The sequence below is a fragment of the Rhodococcus sp. NPDC079359 genome (assembly GCF_040702585.1).
Classification (GTDB): Bacteria; Actinomycetota; Actinomycetes; order Mycobacteriales; family Mycobacteriaceae; genus Rhodococcoides.
In genome coordinates, this window is record NZ_JBFBLH010000013.1 from 120,353 (window position 1) to 128,041 (window position 7,689).

General features: G+C 63.7%; 4 protein-coding genes. All 4 read left to right on the top strand.

What is annotated here, in order from left to right; all coding sequences use genetic code 11:
* Nucleotides 1-90: 90 nt before the first annotated feature.
* The 4 genes from fusA (at nucleotide 91) to AB0362_RS23740 (ending at nucleotide 7,585) form a co-directional block, all read left to right on the top strand.
* Nucleotides 91-2,193 carry an elongation factor G gene (gene fusA, locus AB0362_RS23725; protein ID WP_037191357.1) on the top strand — a complete coding sequence of 701 codons (2,103 nt, stop codon included), beginning with the start codon at nucleotides 91-93 and terminating at the stop codon, nucleotides 2,191-2,193.
* 102 nt (nucleotides 2,194-2,295) lie between these two features.
* A complete protein-coding gene (tuf, locus tag AB0362_RS23730) occupies nucleotides 2,296-3,486 on the top strand; it encodes an elongation factor Tu (RefSeq protein ID WP_032380840.1) in 1,191 nt (396 codons plus the stop codon).
* Between the two features lie 281 nt (nucleotides 3,487-3,767).
* Nucleotides 3,768-5,063 (top strand): 3' terminal RNA ribose 2'-O-methyltransferase Hen1, encoded by a 1,296-nt coding sequence (locus AB0362_RS23735; protein ID WP_317533329.1) that lies wholly within the window; start codon nucleotides 3,768-3,770, stop codon nucleotides 5,061-5,063.
* The gene (locus AB0362_RS23740) at nucleotides 5,060-7,585 is read left to right on the top strand and encodes a polynucleotide kinase-phosphatase (protein WP_317533328.1); all 2,526 of its coding nucleotides are present in this window, start codon (nucleotides 5,060-5,062) and stop codon (nucleotides 7,583-7,585) included. Before AB0362_RS23735 ends, AB0362_RS23740 begins: the two co-directional genes overlap by 4 nt.
* Nucleotides 7,586-7,689 lie beyond the last annotated feature (104 nt).

Genomic DNA, 7,689 nt, shown 5'->3' on the forward strand with positions numbered 1-7,689 from the left:
TCGCTCGGGCGGTATTCGGAACTATCCGATACCGCCGGAGCGTTGATCAGCTCAGGCAATACCTCTTCCAACACCAAGGCGGGTTAACTCGTGGCACAGGACGTGCTGACCGACCTACTCAAGGTCCGCAACATCGGCATCATGGCCCACATCGATGCCGGCAAGACCACCACTACCGAACGCATCCTCTTCTACACCGGTATCTCCTACAAGATCGGTGAAGTTCACGATGGCGCAGCCACCATGGACTGGATGGAGCAGGAGCAGGAGCGTGGCATCACGATCACCTCTGCTGCCACGACGTGCTTCTGGAACGACAACCAGATCAACATCATCGATACCCCCGGTCACGTCGACTTCACCGTCGAGGTGGAGCGCTCGCTCCGCGTCCTCGACGGCGCTGTCGCAGTGTTCGACGGCAAAGAAGGTGTCGAGCCGCAGTCCGAGCAGGTCTGGCGTCAGGCCGACAAGTACGACGTGCCGCGCATCTGCTTCGTCAACAAGATGGACAAGCTCGGCGCGGACTTCTACTACACCGTGCAGACCATCATCGATCGTCTCGGTGCCAAGCCGCTGGTCATCCAGCTGCCCATCGGCGCAGAGAACGATTTCGAGGGCGTCATCGACCTCGTGCAGATGAAGGCTCTCGTGTGGAGTGGCGAGACCAAGCTCGGCGAGAAGTACGAGATCCAGGAGATCCCGGAAAACCTCAAGGAGCGCGCGGACGAGTACCGCACCATGCTGCTCGAGACCGTGGCCGAGTCCGACGAAGCGCTTCTGGAGAAGCACTTCGGCGGCGAAGAGCTCACGATCGACGAGATCAAGGGCGCCATCCGCAAGATGACGGTCAACAGCGAGCTGTACCCGATCCTGTGTGGATCCGCGTTCAAGAACAAGGGCGTCCAGCCCATGCTCGACGCGGTCATCGACTACCTCCCGTCTCCCCTCGACGTTGCCGAGACCATCGGACACGCCGTCGGCGACGAGGAGAAGGAGATCACTCGCAAGCCGTCCGCAGACGAGCCGTTCGCGGCTCTCGCGTTCAAGATCGCGACTCACCCCTTCTTCGGCAAGCTGACCTACGTCCGGGTGTACTCGGGCAAGGTCGACTCCGGCGCTCAGGTCATCAACTCGACCAAGGGCAAGAAGGAGCGTCTGGGCAAGCTGTTCCAGATGCACTCCAACAAGGAGAACGCGATCGCGACCGCATCTGCTGGTCACATCTACGCGGTCATCGGCCTCAAGGACACCACGACGGGTGACACGCTCTGCGATCCGCAGAACCAGATCATCCTCGAGTCCATGAGCTTCCCGGACCCGGTCATCCAGGTCTCGATCGAGCCGAAGACCAAGTCCGACCAGGAGAAGCTGGGAACAGCAATCCAGAAGCTCGCCGAAGAGGATCCCACCTTCTCGGTGAAGCTGGACGAGGACACCGGCCAGACCGTCATCGGCGGCATGGGCGAGCTGCACCTCGACATCCTCGTCGACCGTATGCGTCGCGAGTTCAAGGTCGAGGCCAACGTCGGCAAGCCGCAGGTCGCGTACCGCGAGACCATCCGCAAGACGGTCGAGAAGCACGACTACACCCACAAGAAGCAGACCGGTGGCTCCGGCCAGTTCGCGAAGGTCATCATCAAGCTCGAGCCTTTCGAGGGCGAAGACGGTGCGACCTACGAATTCGAGAACAAGGTCTCCGGTGGTCGTGTGCCCAGGGAATACATCCCCTCGGTCGACGCCGGTGCTCAGGACGCCATGCAGTACGGTGTTCTCGCCGGATACCCCCTGGTCAACGTCAAGGTCACACTGCTCGACGGTGCGTACCACGACGTCGACTCGTCGGAAATGGCCTTCAAGGTCGCCGGCTCACAAGCGTTCAAGGAAGCCGCCCGCAAGGCCAGCCCCGTCATTCTCGAACCCGTCATGGCCGTCGAGGTCATCACGCCCGAGGATTACATGGGTGAGGTCATCGGCGACCTGAACTCCCGCCGTGGTCAGATTCAGGCCATGGAGGAGCGCAGCGGTGCCCGTATCGTCAAGGCACTGGTTCCGCTGTCGGAGATGTTCGGCTACATCGGAGACCTTCGGTCGAAGACACAGGGCCGCGCTAACTACTCCATGGTCTTCGATTCGTACGCAGAAGTTCCCGCGAACGTAGCGAAGGAAATCATCGCGAAGGTCAACGGAGAGTAAATCTCTTCGTTTGCTGGACCACGCTCGACCTGTAATAAGTAAGAACACATACGCGTGCCGGCCCCGTCGGGGCCCGCACAGATCAGTCCAGGAGGACACACAGTGGCGAAGGCGAAGTTCGATCGGACGAAGCCGCACGTCAACATCGGCACCATCGGTCACGTTGACCACGGTAAGACGACGCTGACGGCTGCAATCACCAAGGTTCTGCACGACAAGTTCCCGGACCTGAACGAGGCCTCGGCTTTCGATCAGATCGACAAGGCTCCGGAGGAGAAGGCTCGTGGTATCACGATCAACATCTCCCACGTCGAGTACCAGACCGAGAAGCGCCACTACGCGCACGTCGATGCACCGGGTCACGCCGACTACATCAAGAACATGATCACCGGCGCGGCACAGATGGACGGCGCAATCCTGGTCGTTGCAGCAACCGACGGCCCGATGCCGCAGACCCGCGAGCACGTGCTGCTCGCCCGCCAGGTCGGTGTTCCGTACATCCTGGTCGCACTGAACAAGGCCGACATGGTCGACGACGACGAGATCATCGAGCTCGTCGAGATGGAGGTCCGCGAGCTCCTCGCTTCGCAGGAGTTCGACGAGGACGCACCGGTCATCAAGGTCTCCGCACTCAAGGCACTCGAGGGTGACGAGAAGTGGGGCGAGTCGGTTCTGGAGCTCATGCAGGCCGTCGACGATTCGGTTCCGGACCCCGTCCGTGAGACCGACAAGCCGTTCCTCATGCCCGTCGAGGACGTCTTCACCATCACCGGTCGTGGCACCGTGGTCACCGGACGTATCGAGCGCGGCTCGGTCAACGTCAACGAAGAGGTCGAGATCGTCGGCATCCGCCCCGGCTCGACCAAGACCACCGTCACCGGAATCGAAATGTTCCGCAAGCTGCTCGACTCGGGTCAGGCAGGCGACAACGTCGGCCTCCTCGTTCGTGGCATCAAGCGCGAAGACGTCGAGCGTGGACAGGTCATCATCAAGCCCGGCACCACGACTCCCCACACGGAGTTCGAGGGCAACGCCTACATCCTCTCGAAGGACGAGGGCGGCCGCCACACGCCGTTCTTCAACAACTACCGCCCGCAGTTCTACTTCCGTACCACGGACGTTACGGGCGTCGTGACCCTTCCCGAGGGCACCGAGATGGTCATGCCCGGTGACAACACCGAGATGTCCGTCACGCTGATCCAGCCGGTCGCCATGGATGTCGGCCTCCGTTTCGCAATCCGTGAGGGCGGTCGTACCGTCGGAGCCGGTCGCGTCACGAAGATCGTCAAGTGATCTAGTTTCACCCAGCTGTACCGAAGCGGCACTTACCCGAAAGGGTGGGTGCCGCTTTTGCGTGCGTGCGGCTCCGCCGCCCGCGTCAATGGACCCTTGCACCGCTCAGACGTATGCAACGGTCCATTCACGCGGGCCGAAGTGTTCACCCGCAGTGAGTGAATGGACCGCTGCCGCGGTCAGACGTGTGCAGTGGTCCATTGACGCAGCCCGACGGGCACCCGAAAAATGGGACGCATCGGACGCGGCTGTCCCGTAACGTCGCTGCGGTGCTACTGACCGTGACTGCAAATGCCACAACCGATTTCCCGGACTCCTCCGACATCGGGTATTTGTTGCACAAGCACCCCGATCGCGTGCAGAGCTGGAACCTGCCCATGGGCACCACCACTGTGCTGTATCCGGAAGTCTCGGTCGAGCGCACCACCGTTGCAGTCCTGTTGAACGACGGTGCAGCGTCCGGGCTCGCGGTGGCATTGTCGCGACTGTTCAAGCAGACGCTGGCCGGCGTGTGTACCGGAAGGCCTGAATTGGTCTCTGCTGCAATCGATCTGATGATCTCGATGCCTGCCGCGCCGTCTCGTGGTGCGACCGACCTGGCGTCACGGATGTTCGGTCCCCTCGGTTGGAAAGTGGACGCGACGCCCATCCCGCTCGATCCGACGCAGCCGCACTGGGGTAACTCCGAGTACGTCGATCTGGTCTTGACCGGAACATTCACGCTGTCGGCTGCACTGCGGCACCTGTACGTCCTTCTGCCGGTCCTCGACGACGGGAAGCACTACTGGGTGGGCGAGGACGAGGCCGACAAACTCGTTCGAGCAGCATGGGATTGGCTGGGGGATCACCCGGAGTCGTCGCTCATCGCCTCCCGCTACCTGGCGCACCGTCGCGAATTGGTGGCCTCGGCGCTCGACCGACTCGTGCCCGACGCTCCGCAGGGCGACGCAGCCCCGCGAGATCCGACGCTCGCCGAGCAGCGGGTACGCGCCGTCCTGGCGGCACTGACGGGTGCAGGCGCGAAGTCGGTGATCGACCTCGGTTGCGGTGAGGGTCGCCTGCTGCGAGAGATTCTCGCGGACAACAGTTTCGATCGCGTTCTCGGTGCGGATGTGAGCGATCGTGCACTCGCGAAGGCGCAGCGCAGGCTACGTCTGGACGACATGTCCGACCGGCAGCGCGCTCGGATCGAACTGGTGCAGTCGTCGGCCACGTACCGCGACGCTCGGCTGCACGGATTCGACGCGATGGTGCTCATGGAGGTCATCGAACACGTCGATCTCGATCGGCTGCCGGCGTTGGTGCGTTCGGTGTTTCTTCAGGCGCGTCCACGAACGGTTCTCGTCACCACACCCAACTCCGAGTACAACGCGCTGTACCCCGGCCTCGAACCGGGAACCTTCCGTCACGTCGACCACCGATTCGAGTTCACCCGAGCGCAGTTCGAGCACTGGGGTTCATCGGTGGCCCGTGAACACGGCTACGACGTACGCATCGAGGGAATCGGCCCCGTCGACGACATGCACGGCACCCCGACCCAGATGGCCGTCTTCACCCGAGAGGAGCAGACCCGATGAGTACCTTCGACATTCCGGATCGATCCCTCGTCGTACTCGTCGGCATCAGCGGCTCCGGCAAGTCGTCGTTCGCCGCGCAGCACTTCGGTCCGTACGAGACGGTGTCCAGCGACGCCTGCCGGGGCATGGTGAGCAACGACCCCAACCTGCAGAGCGCGACCAAGGATGCGTTCGCGCTGCTGGAATTCCTCGTCGCAACCAGGCTCCGGGCCGGTCTGCTCACCGTCGTCGACGCGACGAACGTCCAACCGGCCGCGCGCAAGGCACTGATATCACTGGCTCGCGAACACGATGTACTGCCGGTTGCCGTCGTACTCGATGTGCCCGAGTCGGTGTGTGCACAGCGCAACGCCGAGCGCACCGACAGGACGTTCGGCCGAGACGTGCTGCGCCGCCAGCAGTCCCAGTTGCAACGCTCGCTCCGGGGCCTGTCCAAGGAAGGCTTTCGCTCGGTTCACGTACTCGACGGTGTCGAGGCCGTGGCGTCGGCGACGTTCGTTCGCACCCCGCTACGCAGCGATCGACGTGAGCTGACCGGACCGTTCGATGTCATCGGCGACATCCACGGTTGCCTCGCCGAACTCGAAAGCCTGCTCGGCGTGCTGGGTTACACGATCGAGCGAGACGACGCCGGTCGCGCGGTCGGCGCGACGCCACCGCCTGGTCGGACTGCCATGTTCGTCGGCGATTACGTCGATCGCGGACCGGACTCGGTCGGAGTCCTGCGACTGGTGATGGGAATGGTCGGTACCGGAGCAGCATTGGCGGTTCCGGGCAACCACGAGAACAAGCTCGTCAAGGCACTCCGCGGCCGGAAGGTGACCACGTCGCACGGTCTCGCCGAGACCCTCGAACAGCTCGACGCCGAGTCGGCAGAGTTTCGCCGGCAGGTGCTCGAGTTCTGCGACGGCCTCGTCGCGCACCTCGTGCTCGACGGCGGCAAGCTCGTCGTCGCGCACGCGGGCTTGATCGAGAAGTACCACAACCGGGCGTCGGGCAGGGTTCGAAGTTTTGCCCTGTACGGCGACACCACCGGCGAGACCGACGAATTCGGCCTGCCGGTGCGGTACCCGTGGGCGCAGGACTATCGGGGCTCGGCGACGGTGCTCTACGGGCACACCCCGGTGCCGGAAGTGGAGTGGGAGAACAACACTGCGTGTCTCGATACGGGATGCGTCTTCGGCGGGAAGCTCACAGCGCTGCGTTACCCGGAGCGCGAGGTGGTGTCGGTTCCGGCCGAGAAGGTCTGGTACGAGCCTGCCCGCCCGATGGGCGCGTTCACGCGGGATGCAGCATCGCTCGATCTGTCCGACGTGATCGGCCCGACGGGCGTCGAGACGTCGCTGCGTGGGCGCGTATCGGTTCGGCCGGAGAATGCCGCGGGCGCACTGGAAGTGATGAGTCGGTTCGCCCTCGCTCCGCAGTGGCTGCACTATCTGCCGCCGACGATGGCTCCGAGTGGAACATCCGAGCGCGAAGGCTATCTCGAATATCCGACGCAGGCATTCGACGCGTATCGCGCGCTCGGTGCATCGACGGTGATCTGCGAGGAGAAGCACATGGGCTCGCGGGTGGTCGTGGTGGTGTGTCGAGATGCAGACACCGCTCGGGAGAAGTTCGATGCGCCGGAGGGATCGCTCGGCACCGCGTACACGCGGACGGGTCGTCCGGTGTTCGACGAGTCACTGACCGGCGAGCTCATCTCCGGGGTGTCCGACGCGATCGAGAAGGCCGGTGTGTGGGACGAATTGGCCTCGAGCTGGCTGATTCTCGACTGCGAACTGATGCCGTGGTCCGCCAAAGCGGAGGGCCTGATCAAAGCCGAGTACGCCGCGGTCGCTGCGGTGTCTCGAGCGAATCTCGGGGCCGAGGCAGCGGTGCTGGCATCGGCCGGTACGCGTGGTCTCGGTGTGCAGGCGTTGCTGGAACGGAACACCGTTCGGCAGGTCAACCTGGGCGAGTTCACCGATGCGTATCGGCGGTACATCTGGCCGACGGACGGCCTCGACGGGGTTCGGATCGCGCCGTTCCAGGTGCTGGCGTCGAACGTCGAAACGTATGCCGATCGTCCGCACGCCTGGCACCTCGATGTTGCCGACCGATTGGTGGCAGCAGCTCCCGAGGTGTTCGCCGCCACCCGTCGAATCGAGGTCGATCTGTCGACGCCGGATTCGGTTGCGGCAGCGGAGAAGTGGTGGGAGGAGTTGACGGCGCAGGGCGGCGAGGGCATGGTCGTCAAACCGGAAGCGAACGCTCCGCGCGGAAAGATGCAGCCCGGCATGAAAGTTCGTGGCCGTGAGTATCTGCGGCTGATCTACGGTGCCGACTACACCGACCCGGATCGACTGACTGCCCTGCGCAACCGAAACGTGGGACACAAGCAGTCGATGGCGCTCCGCGAATACGCGCTGGGAATGGAAGCGCTGGATCGCTCGGTGCGCGGTGAGCCGCTCTATTCCATCCACCAGGCCGTGTTCGCCGTCCTGGCACTGGAATCCGAGCCGGTCGACCCGCGGTTGTAAGAGCCGTGGCCAGTGGTGCGGTTATGTGCCGTCGGCACGGACGCCGTGGTCGATCGCCGCCGCCAACTGCGGCCATGCGGACGGATCGACCACCACGAAGTCGG

What these genes read in the sequence shown, in the direction of transcription:
- AB0362_RS23740 (WP_317533328.1), top strand. Translation starts at nt 5,060, where the DNA reads ATGAGTACCTTCGACATTCCGGATCGATCCCTCGTCGTACTCGTCGGC.